Genomic DNA, 14,961 nt, shown 5'->3' with positions numbered 1-14,961 from the left:
TTGTCTCACTGCCTCACCAGGTAGGCATGGTGGATCTTGGGGTTTCTCGCGTAGTCCTCAGGGATGGTCTTTGCCGTAATGTCCTCGAGGGCTACGCCTGCCTTGGCAAGCGTCTCAACGTCGGGCTTGAAGTTGCGCAGGTTGCACGAGAAAATCGCGCAGCCGCCGGGCGAGAGCAGCCTCGAGACCGAGATGATGAGGTCGGCGTGGTCGCGTTGCACGTCCCAGGACCTAGCGTGCATGCGGTTTGAGTTGGAGAACGTGGGCACGTCGCAGAAGATGAGATCCCAGGTGTAGCGGCGCTCGTGGCGGCGGTCGGCCACCCACTGCAGCACGTCTGCCTGGATAAACTCGTGGCTGCGGCCGTAAAATCCGTTTCTCTCCATGTTGCGGCGCGCCCAATCGAGAGACGGCCGCGAGAGGTCGACCGTGGTGGTGAGGCCCGCGCCGCCGTCTGCGGCGTAGCAGCTTGCCGTGCCAGTGTAGGCAAAGAGGTTGAGAAAGCTCCCGCCCGGGGTGCGCTTCATGAGTTCGCGCACCATCGAGCGCGTCTCGCGGTGGTCGAGAAACAGGCCGCAGTCCAGCCGCTCAGAGAAGTTCACCTCAAACGTAAGGCCACCCTCGTCTACGAGGTGCGCACCGCGGGGAAGCTCCACGCGCCCGTCATGCCTGCGTGAGGGGCGCACGTCGCGGCCACCTTCGCGGCCAAAGCCGCCGCGCCCCTCTCGCCCGCCGTCTGCGTACTGCGAGCCGCCACGCGCATGCGTGCGCACGCGCACGAACACGTTGGAAGGCTTGACGCCCATCACGCGCGGGGTAATTGCCAGCACGTCGAGAAGGCGCCTGCGCGCAAGACCCGCATCCACGTCGCGTGGGGCGGCGTACTCTGAGACATAGAGCCAGCGTCCCGGTGTCTCAGAACCCTGGTACAGGTCAATCGAGACGGAATAGTCCGGCAGGTCGGCGTCATAGACACGGTAGCAGCTCACGTCCTCGCGCGCCGCCCACTTGGCGCGCTGCTTCGCCACCTTGGCGAGACGCGCGGCAAACTGGTCAGAGGCCCCCACTAGCACGGGCACGCTTCCGGTGCCCCCGCGAAGCTCCACCACGGGGTGCTCTGCCGAGAGGGACATGGTATCGTAGCAGCGGATCGTTGCATCATCGCGACCAACGATCACGTCGATGGCCCCTGCGGGCTCGCCGCCCGCCGCGGCGTCCGCGGCGTTGTCGGCACAGAGTGCGACCGCGCCCGCGCCGTCGTGTCCGGCAACAGCCCCAGCCCCTGCCGAGAAGAGCGAGAGCGCCTCGGCCTCGCTGGCAAGGTCATCCGACTGCGGCCACGCAAGGTCAGCCACCACGAGGGGAGAGGCACCGCCCACAGCGGCAGCGAGCTCCCCTGCGGAGACAAACCGCGGCTCCACGCCCATGCCCGCCCCGCGCAGCGACCTTCTCGCCGCGCCCTCCGCGCCGGGACGCGTGTCGCAAAGCACGAGGTCAACGCTGTTCTCAGCACCCACTGCGGCGCGGTCGGCGGCCTCGGTGGCAAGCTCGACCCAAGCGTCTTCGTCATGGCCGACCCAGCGCGAGAAGCCCCATCGCACGCGCAGCAGCCCCGGCGCGCGGTCAAGCGCCTGCGCTGCCGCCTCGGCGGCAACGCTCCCTGTTCCGGAAAAGAGGTTAACCAGTACGGGCGACCCGTGGCGCACATCCCTAAACCAGCAGCCCGCCTCCAGGAGCGCTGCAGCGTAGTCCGCACGCCTCGGCGAAAGGCGACCGCGGCTGGGAGGTGCCGCTTCCCAGCCGCGGCTGAAGAGCGGCTCGCCCGCAAGGTCAATGCCCACGGTTGCGCGCTCGCGCGAGAGGCGCACCACGATGCCCACATCCGGCACATCAGTGTTGACTACGGGGCGCGCTCCCCTGCGCGAAAGGAGCCTGTCGGCCACGGCGTCTTTCGAGCGCAGCGCCACAAACTGCGTGTTTCTCAGCTGCTCGTTGGTGCCGTGCGCCTCGATGGCCATCGTCGCGCCGGGTGCCACGTGGTCCTCCCAAGGGATTGCCGAGAGGCCCTCGTAGAGCGCGTCGGCGTTGGTGGCATCCACGCGTGCCAGCACGAGCGTCACATTGGAGGCAAGGCGCGACCACAGGCAGCAGCGGTAGGCATCTCTCAGCGCTCCCGTGAACGAGACCCGGCCCACGAGCGGACGCACGCCCTTGGCGCCAAGTGCGTGAAGCTCTCCTGCCAGAAGCGACTCAAAGCCCTTGGGACACGTTGCGACAAACTCCATCGGGACACCTTTCGCCCGTAACCTGCGTGTCAGCCGGCACGCCTAGCGACGCCCGTGCGCCGCGAATTCCGTTGCGACCATCATACGTGTTGCTTGTCCCGTGCGCCCGCCGACACCTATGCAGCCGCTTACAGCTCCACAAAGTCATTCGTCCGCATGAGCGCGCCAAGCGAGCCCGGCACGGATAGAATCTAAGGAGCAATGCTCGCACTTGTTCGTTGGCAGCCATGCTTGCACCGCACGTGCACGCATGGCAGGGAAGCAAGGGGGAACCATGGACGCAGGCGTGAAGGATACCATCAAGCTTTGGCAGGACAACGTCACCGAGCCAGACCTCAAGGCCGAACTCGACGCCCTTGTCAGCGCTGGGGACGAGGACGCGCTCAACGACGCCTTCTATCGCAACCTCGAATTTGGCACCGCAGGCCTGCGCGGCACCCTCGGCGTGGGCACCAACCGCATGAACGTCTACGTGGTGGCCCAGGCAACCCAGGGCGTGGCCAACTACCTGAACGCTCACTACGGCCACCCCACCATTGCCATCGCGCGCGATTCTCGCCTGAAGGGCGAGGACTTCCAGCGCGTTGCGGCGGGCGTGCTTGCGGCCAATGGCGTGCACGTCTATGTCTATCCGCGCATCGAGCCCGTTCCCACGCTCTCCTTTGCGGTGCGCCACCTGCACACTTCCGCGGGCATCGTGCTTACGGCGTCGCACAACCCGGCGCAGTACAACGGCTACAAGGTCTACAACGACAACGGCGGCCAGATCGCCAACGAGGCGGCCGACGAGATCAGTGCCTCCATCGCGGAGACGCCCGTCTTTGGCGGCGTCAAGATGATGGACTTCGATGAGGGCATCAAGCAGGGCCTCATTGAGTGGACGCCCGAAGAGGTTCTCGACGCCTTCATCGAGGCCGTCAAGAAGGTCTCCATCCCCGGCTTCAAGGCGCCCGAGGGCTACAAGGTCGTCTACACGCCGCTCAACGGCACGGGCATGGAGTGCGTCACGCGCATCCTCAAGGAGATCGGCGTGAACGACGTGACCGTGGTGCCCGAGCAGGCCGAGCCAGACGGCAACTTCCCCACGTGCAAGTACCCCAACCCGGAGTTCCGTGAGGCGCTGCAGCTGGCGCTCGACCTTGCCGAGAAGGTCAAGCCCAACCTCGTTGTGGCCACCGATCCCGACGCCGACCGCATGGGCACCGCCATCCCGCACGATGGTGAGTACAAGCTGCTCAGCGGCAACGAGATGGGCGTCCTCATGATGGACTGGCTCATCAAGATGGCAATCGATCGCGGCGAGGACCCCAAGCGCAAGGTGGCCGTCTCTACGATCGTCTCGTCCGTAATGCCCGACGCCTTGGCCAGGCACTACGGCTTTGAGATGCGCCGCGTGCTCACCGGCTTCAAGTACATTGGCGACCAGATCGACCAGCTCAAGGACGAGGGCGAGGAGGACCGCTTCCTCATGGGCTTCGAGGAGTCCTATGGCTACCTTGTGGGAACTCACGCGCGCGACAAGGACGCCATTGTCGCCGTTGAGATGTGCGTCGAGATGGCGGCCTACTACGCCGCGCGCGGCATGGACCTCTACGAGGCCATGGAGGAACTCTACAAGCAGTACGGCTACTACCTCAACGGCACCGTGAACGCGCAGTTCCCGGGTGAGGCCGGCGCCAAGCGCATGGTCCGGATCATGACCGATCTGCGTGAGAACCCGCTCACCGATATTGCCGGCTACGGAGTCGTTGGCGTGACCGACTTTGGCAAGGGTGCCGAGATGCCGCGCGTCTCTGGCCTGCAGAAGGAGTCCGCACAGGAGCTGCCTGCGGCCAACGTTATCGAGTACCGCCTCGAGGACGACAACAAGGTGATCTTCCGTCCGTCCGGCACCGAGCCCAAGGTCAAGGCATACCTGTTCGCCAAGGGTGCCACGCGCACCGAGGCCGAGGCCGTGCGCGCCGAGCTGCAGGCGGCTGCCGAGAAGGTGCTTTCGTAGGGGCTGCGAGGCTCACTATTTTGGGCTGTAAGTGGGACCGGGGTCACGACGAGGTGTCGCGGCCCCGGTCCCTTTGGTTGTCTCGGCGCGGATTGGGGCCGGGGCTAGCCCGCGAGATGCTTGCGCACGCACGTGAGCTGCGCCTGGCTGACGCCACAGGCGAGAAGGTACGCCTCGGCCGACCCATAGCTCTCGATGAGCCCGTCAAAGACGCGTCCCATGAGCTTTGCCAGCATGTCGACCGTGGTGAAGCTGGGGGAGACTCCCTGGTAGATATAGGCGTCCACCTCCTCGCGCGAGGCAAATGAGTAGGTGTAGTCGGCCACGATGCTCGTGCGGTCCACACCGCAGAGGCCCAGAAGCAGCATCGACGTAATGCCGGTGCGGTCCATGCCCGCCGCGCAGTGGAAAAGCACGCACTCCTCGGGTGTCGCCTCTGCGAACGCTGAGAAGACCTGACGTACGGCGTCATGGTTGTCGAGCATCCTGAGGTAGCCGGTGGCGAGGTAGTCGCGCGTGTCGCCGGGCAATCGCAGCCTGGGGTCGTGCATGTTGATGCCAAAGAGCGGCACATTCACGTAGGTGATGCCGGGACGGCTGGCAAAGACGTCCGGCGAGCTGGTGCACTCTGGGACGCTTCGTAGGTCGATGACGCGGGTGACGCCGTATTCGCGCAGGTAGTGCAGCTCTTTTCGCGAGAGCGTCGAGGTGGAGCCGGAGCGCAGGAAGCGTCTGCGGAGCGTGCTTGCACTGGATGTGCGGCCGGGGCTTGCCGGTAGGGGATAGCCACCCAGCTCACGGCAGTTGTCGCCCACGGGGAGGAGCTGCCCGCCCTCGGTGGGTGCAGGGGCGGGGGCCCCGGTTGGTGTGGCGTCTGCGCCGCCTCTCTTATGGAACCAGCCCAGCATGGTCGGGGCCTTTCTCCTCGTCGCGTTCACGGTTGTAGAACTCCGTGACCCTGGCGTTGTAGTACTCGCTCTTCTTGTGCTCGGCCCAGGCGTCACGCTGCTCGACGATGGCTACGGCCTCGTCTGCGGCCTCCTCCATGGTCTTGGGGCGAACCTGCATGAGATAGGCGGCCATGCGCTCCATGGTGCCGACGGAGCCCAGGTAGAGGGCGAGAGCCTCGCCAAACTCAGCCGGCCAGCCACAACGCTCGGCAGCCCGGGCAAGCGCCGCCTGGGCGGTGCTGCGGTCTGCGTCCCTATCGTCTGTCTCGTTCATGGGGGCCTCCTCGTTCTGGTGTGCGTGGGTAATCCTATCAGTGAGTCGTGGAGCGGGAATTGAGGGCCAAGGCCGGCCGGCGAGAAAGTCTGGTCATGCGTACGCACCATCGGCCGTCTCTGCCCGATTGGCCCCTCCAGGGGTGTCTGCTGGCGAGAAACCCGGGTCATGCGTACGCACGACCCCCTCCTGCTGCCAGGCCCCTCTCGCTCACCTGGGCAAACGCCGCGTGGGTGTCAGAAAACCTTGCTCGTGCGTACGCACGACCGAGAAAAACTGCCCAACGGGTCTCTCCGGGGGCTTCTCCGGCAGAAAACCTGGCTTGTGCGTACGCATGACCGCACTCTTTTGCCCGATCTCGGTTCGCAACGGTTGTGAGGCCCGCACAATCGTCTGCCAGAGCCCAGGAAATCCTGCCTCCCCCAGAGGAATTGCGCACAGTCGAGAGGTGGGCATGCAAACCCCAGGCACCTGCAAGGCTTAAGCCCATCCGTGCGTAGTTCGCGTGCCGACGTTGTGTGCGGGGGCATATGCGGGGGCAGGGCCGAACCTCCAGGTTCGTGGAGCTGTCATACTCGCTACGCGGGGCCTGTCGCCGGGACCGCCGGGTCCGCCGCCAAGAACTGCAGTCACAAGGAGAGGCGCGAATGACAAGCGAGAAAACCCAAGACGTACCATCTGCCAGCAACAACGTCGACGTGACAAGAATCCTGTTCGTCTGTCACGGCAACATCTGCCGCTCGACCATGGCTCAGTTCGTGATGGGGGATCTGGTCCGCAGGGCTGGGCGCGAGAGCGACTTCCTCATCGACTCTGCCGCCACCAGCCGCGAGGAGCTTGGTAGCGATGTCCACCCCGGCACGCGCGAGCGACTGCGCCGCGCGGGCGTTCCATGCGGCCATCACGCTGCCCGCCAGATGGGTTTCGAGGACTATGACCGCTTCGATTACATCGTGGGCATGGACCGCGACAACTACGATGGCATGTACCGGCTGCTTTTGGGCGAGAGGGGCATGGGATTCAGCTGGCCGCCCGTCTCGGAGCAGCTCGTTCGCAAGGCCGACCCCAGGCGCAAAGTGTCGCTTCTCCTGGACTGGACAGGACATCCCCGCGACGTGGCCGACCCCTGGTACACGGGCAACTTCGATGTTACCTACAACGACGTTATGGCTGGCTGTGTCGCCATGCTCGACGTTCTTCTCGCCAAGGGGCGCTGACCACGGGAGTGCCCATCCCATGGGGCTCCTTGCGCCCGCGGGCATAGTAGAGAATGTAGAGAATGCCTCGCCCAGTGCAGCCGGCGCCTGAACCGTCATCGTGCGCTGCCATATATGCTATACAGTAGATGACATTAATCTCGAGCGGTCCGCCGAATCTTTCCGCGGGCTGGCTCCATGTGCCGCGCCAACGTGCGCGGAGAGTAGGGGAGCACATGAGCAAGATCGTCATTGTCGGCGCAAACCACGCGGGCACCGTGGCAGCCAATGCCATCCTCGACAACCATCCTGGTAACGAGGTTGTTATTATCGATCAGAACGGTAACAACAGCTTTCTTGGGTATGACATGGCACTGTGGATTGGCGCGTGATTGAGAGCGCGGGCATCCACATGTTCTCGCTCGCGATCCAGGAGGGGCTGACCATCGACCGCCTGGCGCTGCTCGACATCTTCTTCCTCCCGCACTTCAATCAGTCGTACAACTACTACACCATGGCCGCCTACTCCGCGGTGCTGGGGGCATAGGGAGCGCGCCGGCGACGTGCGGCGGCGCGCACGTTGCAGCCGTACGTACGTTGCGGCGGCGCCGGAGGGCGCGTTTCCACCGAGGCTCCGGCTCGCGCCGCGCCCGTCGTAGGGTCCCGTTCCGGGGCAAGGGCGAGAGAACGCCACACATTCGTCCTCCGAATGTGTATCGACCTGCGCGGGTCACAGGTTCGTGTCCGAATGTGTGGCGTTAATCGTCGCACGCGGCGCCTCTTGGTGAGTTTGACGACTTCCCAGCTCGACTCAGGTAGCGCCCCTTGCTGTACGCCACTGCATGCGGAACTCTGTTGGAGGTTCCTATTAGTGTTGTCTCCGGGCGTTAGACTCTTGTGAGGCGATTCGATACCCATAGGAGACATGCATGCCCTCTGACCAGCAGTTCTCGTTCTTCTCCGCAGCTCAGGCCGCACAACCCACGGCTACCACGCGGCCCGGGGCAGCTGCCAGGCGCCCCTCTGCCGTCGATATCGATGGCCTCAACCCTGCGCAGCGCGACGCCGTGCTCTGCACGCACGGCCCGCTCCTCGTGCTCGCGGGCGCTGGCTCCGGCAAGACGCGCGTTCTCACGTACCGCATCGCACACATGGTGGCCGACGAGGGCGTGCGCCCGTGGCAGGTGCTCGCCATCACGTTCACCAACAAGGCAGCGGCCGAGATGCGTGAGCGCCTGGACGTGCTTCTCCCCGAAGGCACGCGCGGCATGTGGGTGTGCACCTTCCATGCCATGTGCGTGCGCATGCTCCGCGATGACCCAGAGCTCGTGGGCTACCGGCCAAACTTCACGATCTATGATGACGATGACTCGAAGCGCCTGGTAAAGACCATCATGTCAGAGCTCGACGTCGATCCCAAGCAGTTTCCCATCCAGGCGATCCGCTCGCAGATCTCGTCCGCAAAGAACGGCCTCATCATGCCCGACGAGATGCAGGGCCAGGCCCAGACGCCGCTCGAGCGCAAGGCGGCGCAGGTCTATCGCGTGCTGCAGAATCGCCTGGAGCGTGCCAACGCTATGGATTTCGATGACCTCCTGGTGAAGGCCTTCGAACTCCTCGCCAAGAATCCGCAGGTACTCGACGCCTACCAGGAGCGCTTCCGTCAGATCAGCGTGGACGAGTACCAGGACACCAATGGCGTCCAGTACGCGATCACCAACCTTCTGGCGCGCAAGTACAGAAACCTCATGGTCGTAGGCGACGACGACCAGTCCATCTACTCCTGGCGCGGCGCCGATATCAAGAATATCCTCTCGTTCGAGAAGGACTACCCTGATGCCCACGTGGTCAAGCTCGAACAGAACTACCGCTCTACCGGCCACATCCTCAGCGCGGCCAACGCCGTTGTGGCCCACAACTCGTACCGCAAGGCCAAGCGCCTCTTTACCGACGCGGGCGATGGCGAGAAGGTCCGCGTGTACCAGTCCGCCGACGAGCGCGACGAGGGCCGCTGGATCGGCTCGGAGATCGAGAAGCTGCACGACAAGGGCGCAAGCTATGATGACATGGCCGTTTTCTACCGCACCAACGCGCAGTCGCGTATCTTGGAAGACATGTTTCTGCGCGCCGGCGTGCCGTACAAAGTAGTGGGCGGCACACGCTTCTTCGATCGCCAGGAGGTCCGCGACGTGATGGCCTACCTCAAGGTCGTCGTGAACCCGGATGACGACGTGGCCGCCCTGCGCGTGGTCAATACGCCGCGCCGCGGCATTGGCTCCACGTCCATCAGCAAGATTCGCGCCTATGCAGCCGAGAACCGCCTATCGTTCTTCTCGGCATGCGAGGCGTGCATTGCCGAGCAGGGCCTGCTTTCGCCCAAGGTGCGCAACGCCCTCTCCGAGTTCACGGGCACGATCGAGGCCGGCCGCCACATGACCGGTGAGTTCTCGGACGTGGTCGAGGCCATTGTCGAGCGGTCAGGCCTCGTTCGTGCGCTGGAAGCCGAGCATTCCGTCGAGGCGGACAGCCGCATCGAGAACATCAAGGAATTCTATGGCGTTGCGGCCGAGTTCGACGAGACCCATGACGACGCCGTCGAGACGCTTGAGAACTTGGAGCAGCTCCGCGCGGCGGGTCTGGCGAGCAGCTCGACTTCCCCTGGCGGCGATTCCGCGAATGACGCGAGCGAGCAAGCGCCGCAGGGTGGGGCAGGGCTGCCTGACGTTGCGGCTGCGAAGCTCCCGGCACTGCTCGAATGGCTCGCGCTGCGCTCGGACCTGGACTCGCTTGCGGGCTCGTCGAGTGCCGTAACCATGATGACCGTGCACTCGGCCAAGGGCCTAGAGTTCCCGGTGGTCTTTGTCGCCGGCATGGAGGAGGGGATTTTCCCGCATTCCGCGCACGAGGGGGATCCGGCTTCGATCGAGGAGGAGCGCCGCCTGGCCTACGTTGCCATCACGCGTGCCCGCAAGCGGCTCTACCTCACTTACGCGCTTACGCGCCGCACCTTTGGCTCTGTGCAGGCCAACCCCCGTAGCCGTTTTGTGAACGAGATGCCCACTGCGGATATCGAGGCCGTGGGCGTGGGCTCTTCGGGCTTTTCGGGCGTGGGCTGGGAGAAGCGCGGGGACAGGCATGGCACCTTTGGCAGCGGGCGAGGCTCCGAGGTCTACGGTGGGCACGTCTTTGGCTCGCGTACGCGCTCGACGGGTGGCCCGGCTGTGCCCAGTGCGGCGGCCCCTCGCCCGCAGGCTCCGCGACGCGACGCGGCAAAGGCCGTGGAGTCTTTCTCGGCAGGCGATCGCGTCTCACACAAGACCTTTGGGCCTGGGGTGGTGGTTTCGGCAAAGGGCGACACCATTGAGGTCCGCTTTACCCGCACGGGCAAGACCAAGAAGCTGATGAAGGGCTTCGCGCCCATTGTGAAGATCGAGGGGTAGGGGACCGGCGCGACCGGTGGAGGATGTCTGCTGGCCGCGCCGGCCGCTGGATTATTGCGCGCGATTTTACGCTTGCTGCACGATTGCCCAGTTGAGCTTTAGAATCCGATAAAAACGCGCGCAATACTCCGAGACAGCATCCGTACCCTTCACCCTCGATATGGGAGGCGCGGTATTCCCGATAGCACGAATTGACGGTTGGTGGCAGTTTGGGCTAAATTCTTGATATGATTCCGTTCCAGTGCCAAATCGCTGACCAGCACTTCAACAAATCTCAAACCAGTTTGTACTTCGGGTACCCGTAAAAAACTGCCACCAACCGTCAATTCGTGCCAAAAGGGCCCACACCCCCATGCCATTATCGCCTCGTCGCGTTGCCGACTCACCGTCAGACCATCGTATGAGCGAGTACGCGGCAAGGCCGTACCACGGCGAGAAAAGCGGCCGAGCGGGCTGCGTTTGGCGCGGTGAGCGTATCGTTTGCGGCCACACGTGTTGTGGCGACCTCGCGCGGGACGGGACCCCCGCGCCCTTCCGCGTCGCCTCGTCGGGCGTCGGAGAGTATCATTGCCTCTCACGAAACGTTCGGCTTCCACGTCTGGGGGCGTGATGGAGGATTTCCTCGGAAATATCGACACGTCGGTGCTTGTCGGCAAGATTGCCTTTCTTGCCGTTGTCATTGGAGTCGCGCTGCTCGTGCAACGTGTGGTGGTGCATGGGCTGCGGCGCGCGCTGGATGCGGCGGGCGTGCCCAAGGCATCGATCTTTGTCAACATCGTTCGCACCATCATCTGGGCGTTTGCGCTTCTTGCCGTGCTCCAGCCGGTCTTTGGGATTCAGCCCACGGCCTTCGTTGCCGCCTTGGGTGTGACTTCCGTGGTCATCTCCCTTGGCCTGCAGGACACGGTGTCAAACGTCGTTGCTGGTCTGGGTCTTATGCTGGGGCGCGTGGTCCGGCCCGGTGACCAGGTTACCATTGGCGGCTTCTCCGGTGAGGTCGTAGACGTTACCTGGCGCTCCACGATGGTGCGCGACCGCGGTGGCAAGGTTGAGGTCATCCCCAACTCCGTCCTCAACAAGACCGCACTTACGCGCGAGACGGACTGGTCGGTCACGGACTGCCCGGTGGAGTTCTACGCCGAGCCCGGTTGCGACCTTGATGCTGTGGCCCTCGAGGTGCGGCACCTTGCTCGCGAGGTCTGCGGGGGCGCGCTTGCGCCCGGGTTCACGACTGAGGTCCTTTTCGACGGCCTCGGTCCCTTGGGCATTCACGGCACGACTCACCTGCATCTTGTTGCCGGAACGAACTACTCGGTGCAGGCCGACGCCCTCGTGCGTGCCATCTCGCGTGCGCCGTGGATTGCGCGGCCGACAACGGCTGCCGCCAACGTGGCAGCAGCGGACAAGGGCGCAACCAACTGAAAGGCAGTGACGCACATGAAGACCATCGCAAGCTTCACCGTGAACCACCTGGTGCTCGAGCCCGGCGTCTACGTGAGTCGTGTGGACGAGGACCCCGCCACCGAAGCCGTGGTCACGACCTTTGATCTGCGCCTTACGGCGCCCAACCGCGAGCCGGTGATGGACACCGCAGCTGTCCACGCAATCGAGCACCTGGGTGCGACCTTCCTGAGAAGCGATCCCGAGTGGGCCAGCCGCGTGGTCTACTTTGGTCCCATGGGATGTCGCACGGGCTTCTACCTTGTGGTCTTTGGCCAATGCAGCTCGCGAGAGGTGCTGCCGCTCGTGCGTAGGTGCTTTGGGTTCATCCGCGACTTCGAGGGAGAGATTCCCGGAGCCAGGCCCGAGGCCTGCGGCAACTGGCACGATGCCGACCTCAACCTGGCGCACTGGTGGGCGCGCCGTTACCTCGCCAACACGCTTGAGGTTATCGACGACGCGCACCTCACGTATCCGGCACTGCTCGACGGCGGGAAGGACGAGGAGAGCCATGATGCGTAGCGACGCCCGCGTTCATATCAAAGTTGGTATTATTGGCGCCATGGGGGTCGAGGTGTCGCGCCTTGTGGCAAGCCTTGAGGGCGAGTCGGTCTCGACTGTTGCGGGCATGGACTTCCACTCAGGGACGCTTGACGGCGTGCCGGTGGTTGTCGTGCGATCGGGTGTGGGCAAGGTCAACGCTGGCATGTGCGTGCAGGTGCTGGTCGACCGTTACGGCGTGACCCACGTGGTCAACACGGGCATAGCCGGGTCGCTCGACGCGCGTATCGACGTGGGAGACGTTGTGGTTTCGACCGACTGCCGCTACCACGACGTGGACGCAACGGTATTTGGCTACGAACCGGGCGAGATCCCGCAGCTGGGATGCGTGGGCTTCTCGGCAGACGAGGGCCTGCGTGCGCAGGCGGTTGCCGCCGTGCACGACGTCGCGGGCGACGTGCGGGCTTTCGAGGGGCGCGTGGTCTCGGGTGACGTCTTTGTGGCGGATGCTGGCGAGAGGGAGCGTCTTGCTCGCGACTTTGGCGGGATGTGCTGCGAGATGGAGGGTGCCGCGGTTGCACAGGCGGCGTGGCTCAACCGCGTGCCGTTCGTGGTGGTGCGTGCGATCTCTGACAAGCCGGGGTCGACAACGCCCATGGAGTACTCCGCTTTTGAGACGGCCGCGGCCGAGCATTGCGCCGCCATCGTGGAGTGCATGGTGACGCGCCTGGGGGAGTAGGAAGGTGCGCTCGTTGAGGTTGCCACCGCACTCCCGAGGGGCCTGCGTTGTGAGCTGCGACTTTCCGAGCGCATGACCCGTCATCACCCCTCTTGGCCCCGGCGGACTCCCCCAATGGCACGAATTGGCGGTTGGTGGCAGTTTTTCGGGGACCCCCAAAGTACAAAATGGTTTGAGGTCTGATAAACCGCAGGTCAGGAAATTGCCACCACACATGTAATATATAAAAGACTTTCCCGAAACTGCCACAAACCGTCATTTTGCGATTCCAGCGCTAGAGAGCTACGTCCCGCCATCCCGAACCCTTGGTTCTCAGGCAAAGCGCGGTGCGCTAAACGAGCGTGACGCCGGGGGTGTCTATCGTCGAGAAGCGCAAAAGGAGGCCCTGCGTTGCCAATGCCCGCGCGTCGCCCCTACGCCCCCTGGATGCAGATGCCCACGACCTCGGGGCCAGTGTGCACGAGAAGGTCGGCCGAGACGCCGGACCGTATGATCTCCACGGCGTTATCGATTTGGGCAAGCAACCGTTCCTCAAGCTCGTCGAACATCTCGCACGCACTTGAGCAGCAAATGGCCATGCGCACCTTGTCGTACTTTCTCGCCTGCTCTTCAACCAGGGAGACCTGCGTGTCGATGGACCGCTCCCACCCGCGCGCCTTGCGCACCACCACGTAGGAGCCCCCTTCGTTACAGGTGATTACAGGCTTGATGTTGAGTACGGATCCCAGCCGGTACACGGCGGTGCCAATCCTCCCGCCCTTGTAGAGGTAATCCAGGCTCTTTACCGAGAAGAACACGGAGTTCTTGCGCGCCACCAGCTCGAGCATCGCCCCGATGTGTTGCAGCGTGATGCCGTCCTCGACCATCCGAACGGCTTCCATCACAACGAGGCCTGCGCCAATGCCGATGCTCTTGGTGTCCACCACGACTACGGGGAAGCCGTCCAGCTGGTCGGCAACCATGCGCACGGTGTCACAGGTGGCCGAGAGACCCGACGAGATGCTCACGAAGATCGCCGCCACGTACCCGTCGTCGTGCGCGCGGTCAAACTCGCGGCGGATGGTTGCGGGCGAGGGGAGCGAGGTCGTGGGCGTCTCGGTGGCCATACGCTCGATGAGCCGCTCGGGCGTGATGCTAACGCCGCTCTCGTACGTCGAGCCGTCCGAGAAGTTTATACGCAACGGAACGACGCGAACATCGTGCTCACGCGCGAAGACCGTGGGTGTATCCGTGCCCGAGTCGGTGATGACTGCGATCTTCTGGCTATTCAACGTTCCCTCCAAAGAACATCGGAGAAGAGGGCGCATCCGATTTTTTTATTGTAACAACTATAGCCATTGCATCTAGTTTTTGATACTAGATAATCTAATCAATAGAATTCAAGACGTCGTGGAGAGGAGTAACGATGGCAGACGAGCAGGACCACGCACGTCACTCCAGCAGCTCCAGCGCGTATTGCAACCTTGCGGATCGAATGACGGGCGTCCACATCTCGCGCCTCTCGGAACTCCCGCGCATAGAGCTCTACCTGGACCAGCTGCTCTCCTTGGTTGACGAGGAGCTCTCGTTCATGCGCCTGCCAGACGAAGGCCCCCTGGTCACGGGCTCCATGGTGAACAACTACGTGAAGCGCCACGTGGTTCCCGCGCCTGTCAAGCACCGCTACACCAAGCGTCACATCTGCTACGTGACCTGCGTGTGCCTCTTCAAGCGCATACTCTCGATCGAGCAGGTGGCGAATCTCATCCACCGTGTGGACGAGGAGAACCTCGACCTTGCGCACACCTACGATGAGCTCTGCAAGGCGCTGGAATGTGCGCTTGCCGAGCAGTTTGCCGTGGGACCGGATTTCGTGGCGCCGGCGGTCGAACCCGTGATAGACCTGCGTGATGCCAACGGCATGCGGGTCGATTCGCCCCTTGACAGGACCATCGAGGCCGCGGTTGTAAGCCTTGCCGCAAAGATTTATGTCGAGCAGGTCCTGGCGCTGGACGAGGCGGCTGCTAAGGAGCCGGCCGCGCCTCTCGCCCCCAACCAGGCTCCCTCGGAAGCCGTGCCCGATGCCATAACGACGGATGCATAAACCTGACTTTGGCAGCAAAAGAAGGCCGTTTACCCTATATGAACTGGGTAAACG

General features: G+C 63.8%; 13 protein-coding genes. 9 read left to right on the top strand and 4 right to left on the bottom strand.

Annotation, left to right across the window (positions count from 1 at the left end; genetic code table 11):
• Positions 1 to 5 precede the first annotated feature (5 nt).
• Positions 6 to 2,285, bottom strand: coding sequence for a bifunctional 23S rRNA (guanine(2069)-N(7))-methyltransferase RlmK/23S rRNA (guanine(2445)-N(2))-methyltransferase RlmL (gene rlmKL / locus ACO59D_RS03995; protein WP_485125865.1), 2,280 nt, complete (start codon positions 2,283 to 2,285; stop codon positions 6 to 8).
• Positions 2,286 to 2,559: 274 nt separating this feature from the next.
• Here rlmKL and ACO59D_RS03990 point away from each other — a divergent pair, with 274 nt between their 5' ends.
• Positions 2,560 to 4,284, top strand: coding sequence for a phospho-sugar mutase (locus tag ACO59D_RS03990; RefSeq protein ID WP_485125916.1), 1,725 nt, complete (start codon positions 2,560 to 2,562; stop codon positions 4,282 to 4,284).
• 104 nt (positions 4,285 to 4,388) lie between these two features.
• On the opposite strand, the gene ACO59D_RS03985 is transcribed toward ACO59D_RS03990, so the two are convergent.
• Both ACO59D_RS03985 and ACO59D_RS03980 read right to left on the bottom strand, forming a co-directional pair.
• Positions 4,389 to 5,192 (bottom strand): tyrosine-protein phosphatase, encoded by an 804-nt coding sequence (locus ACO59D_RS03985; RefSeq protein WP_485125864.1) that lies wholly within the window; start codon positions 5,190 to 5,192, stop codon positions 4,389 to 4,391.
• Positions 5,173 to 5,508: a hypothetical protein gene (locus ACO59D_RS03980; RefSeq protein ID WP_485125863.1), complete on the bottom strand. Its 336-nt coding sequence runs from the start codon at positions 5,506 to 5,508 to the stop codon at positions 5,173 to 5,175. Before ACO59D_RS03980 ends, ACO59D_RS03985 begins: the two co-directional genes overlap by 20 nt.
• 647 nt (positions 5,509 to 6,155) lie before the next feature.
• Here ACO59D_RS03980 and ACO59D_RS03975 point away from each other — a divergent pair.
• From ACO59D_RS03975 to ACO59D_RS03945, 7 genes are all read left to right on the top strand, one after another.
• On the top strand, positions 6,156 to 6,725 hold the full coding sequence (locus tag ACO59D_RS03975; protein WP_485125862.1) for a low molecular weight protein-tyrosine-phosphatase: 570 nt from the start codon (positions 6,156 to 6,158) through the stop codon (positions 6,723 to 6,725).
• Positions 6,726 to 6,940: 215 nt separating this feature from the next.
• Positions 6,941 to 7,096 (top strand): hypothetical protein, encoded by a 156-nt coding sequence (locus ACO59D_RS03970; protein ID WP_485125861.1) that lies wholly within the window; start codon positions 6,941 to 6,943, stop codon positions 7,094 to 7,096.
• Positions 7,093 to 7,251 carry a hypothetical protein gene (locus tag ACO59D_RS03965; RefSeq protein ID WP_485125860.1) on the top strand — a complete coding sequence of 53 codons (159 nt, stop codon included), beginning with the start codon at positions 7,093 to 7,095 and terminating at the stop codon, positions 7,249 to 7,251. Before ACO59D_RS03970 ends, ACO59D_RS03965 begins: the two co-directional genes overlap by 4 nt.
• Positions 7,252 to 7,633: 382 nt before the next feature.
• Entirely contained in the window at positions 7,634 to 10,144 is a 2,511-nt protein-coding gene (locus ACO59D_RS03960; protein WP_485125859.1) for an ATP-dependent helicase, read from the top strand.
• A gap of 609 nt (positions 10,145 to 10,753) precedes the next feature.
• On the top strand, positions 10,754 to 11,566 hold the full coding sequence (locus ACO59D_RS03955) for a mechanosensitive ion channel family protein (RefSeq protein ID WP_485125858.1): 813 nt from the start codon (positions 10,754 to 10,756) through the stop codon (positions 11,564 to 11,566).
• A 15-nt stretch (positions 11,567 to 11,581) separates the two neighbouring features.
• Complete coding sequence (locus tag ACO59D_RS03950) at positions 11,582 to 12,106, top strand: S-ribosylhomocysteine lyase (protein ID WP_485125857.1); 525 nt, start codon at positions 11,582 to 11,584, stop codon at positions 12,104 to 12,106.
• Complete coding sequence (locus ACO59D_RS03945) at positions 12,096 to 12,824, top strand: 5'-methylthioadenosine/adenosylhomocysteine nucleosidase (protein WP_485125856.1); 729 nt, start codon at positions 12,096 to 12,098, stop codon at positions 12,822 to 12,824. Before ACO59D_RS03950 ends, ACO59D_RS03945 begins: the two co-directional genes overlap by 11 nt.
• 413 nt (positions 12,825 to 13,237) lie before the next feature.
• Here the strand turns inward: ACO59D_RS03945 and ACO59D_RS03940 are convergent, their stop codons facing one another.
• Complete coding sequence (locus ACO59D_RS03940; RefSeq protein ID WP_485125855.1) at positions 13,238 to 14,095, bottom strand: DegV family protein; 858 nt, start codon at positions 14,093 to 14,095, stop codon at positions 13,238 to 13,240.
• A gap of 134 nt (positions 14,096 to 14,229) precedes the next feature.
• On the opposite strand from ACO59D_RS03940, the gene ACO59D_RS03935 reads away from it, so the two are divergent.
• Entirely contained in the window at positions 14,230 to 14,907 is a 678-nt protein-coding gene (locus ACO59D_RS03935) for a DUF1836 domain-containing protein (protein ID WP_485125854.1), read from the top strand.
• Positions 14,908 to 14,961 lie beyond the last annotated feature (54 nt).

Source organism: Tractidigestivibacter sp. (genome assembly GCF_057241865.1).
The sequence above is the reverse complement of the archived record's forward strand: the minus strand, read 5'-3'. Positions and strand labels throughout refer to the sequence as shown.

Coding starts and splice junctions, on each gene's coding strand:
- ACO59D_RS03955 (WP_485125858.1), top strand. CDS start 10,754: ATGGAGGATTTCCTCGGAAATATCGACACGTCGGTGCTTGTCGGCAAG.
- rlmKL (WP_485125865.1), bottom strand. CDS start 2,285: ATGGAGTTTGTCGCAACGTGTCCCAAGGGCTTTGAGTCGCTTCTGGCA.
- ACO59D_RS03990 (WP_485125916.1), top strand. CDS start 2,560: ATGGACGCAGGCGTGAAGGATACCATCAAGCTTTGGCAGGACAACGTC.
- ACO59D_RS03980 (WP_485125863.1), bottom strand. CDS start 5,508: ATGAACGAGACAGACGATAGGGACGCAGACCGCAGCACCGCCCAGGCG.
- ACO59D_RS03935 (WP_485125854.1), top strand. CDS start 14,230: ATGGCAGACGAGCAGGACCACGCACGTCACTCCAGCAGCTCCAGCGCG.
- ACO59D_RS03950 (WP_485125857.1), top strand. CDS start 11,582: ATGAAGACCATCGCAAGCTTCACCGTGAACCACCTGGTGCTCGAGCCC.
- ACO59D_RS03970 (WP_485125861.1), top strand. CDS start 6,941: ATGAGCAAGATCGTCATTGTCGGCGCAAACCACGCGGGCACCGTGGCA.
- ACO59D_RS03985 (WP_485125864.1), bottom strand. CDS start 5,192: ATGCTGGGCTGGTTCCATAAGAGAGGCGGCGCAGACGCCACACCAACC.
- ACO59D_RS03975 (WP_485125862.1), top strand. CDS start 6,156: ATGACAAGCGAGAAAACCCAAGACGTACCATCTGCCAGCAACAACGTC.
- ACO59D_RS03960 (WP_485125859.1), top strand. CDS start 7,634: ATGCCCTCTGACCAGCAGTTCTCGTTCTTCTCCGCAGCTCAGGCCGCA.
- ACO59D_RS03945 (WP_485125856.1), top strand. CDS start 12,096: ATGATGCGTAGCGACGCCCGCGTTCATATCAAAGTTGGTATTATTGGC.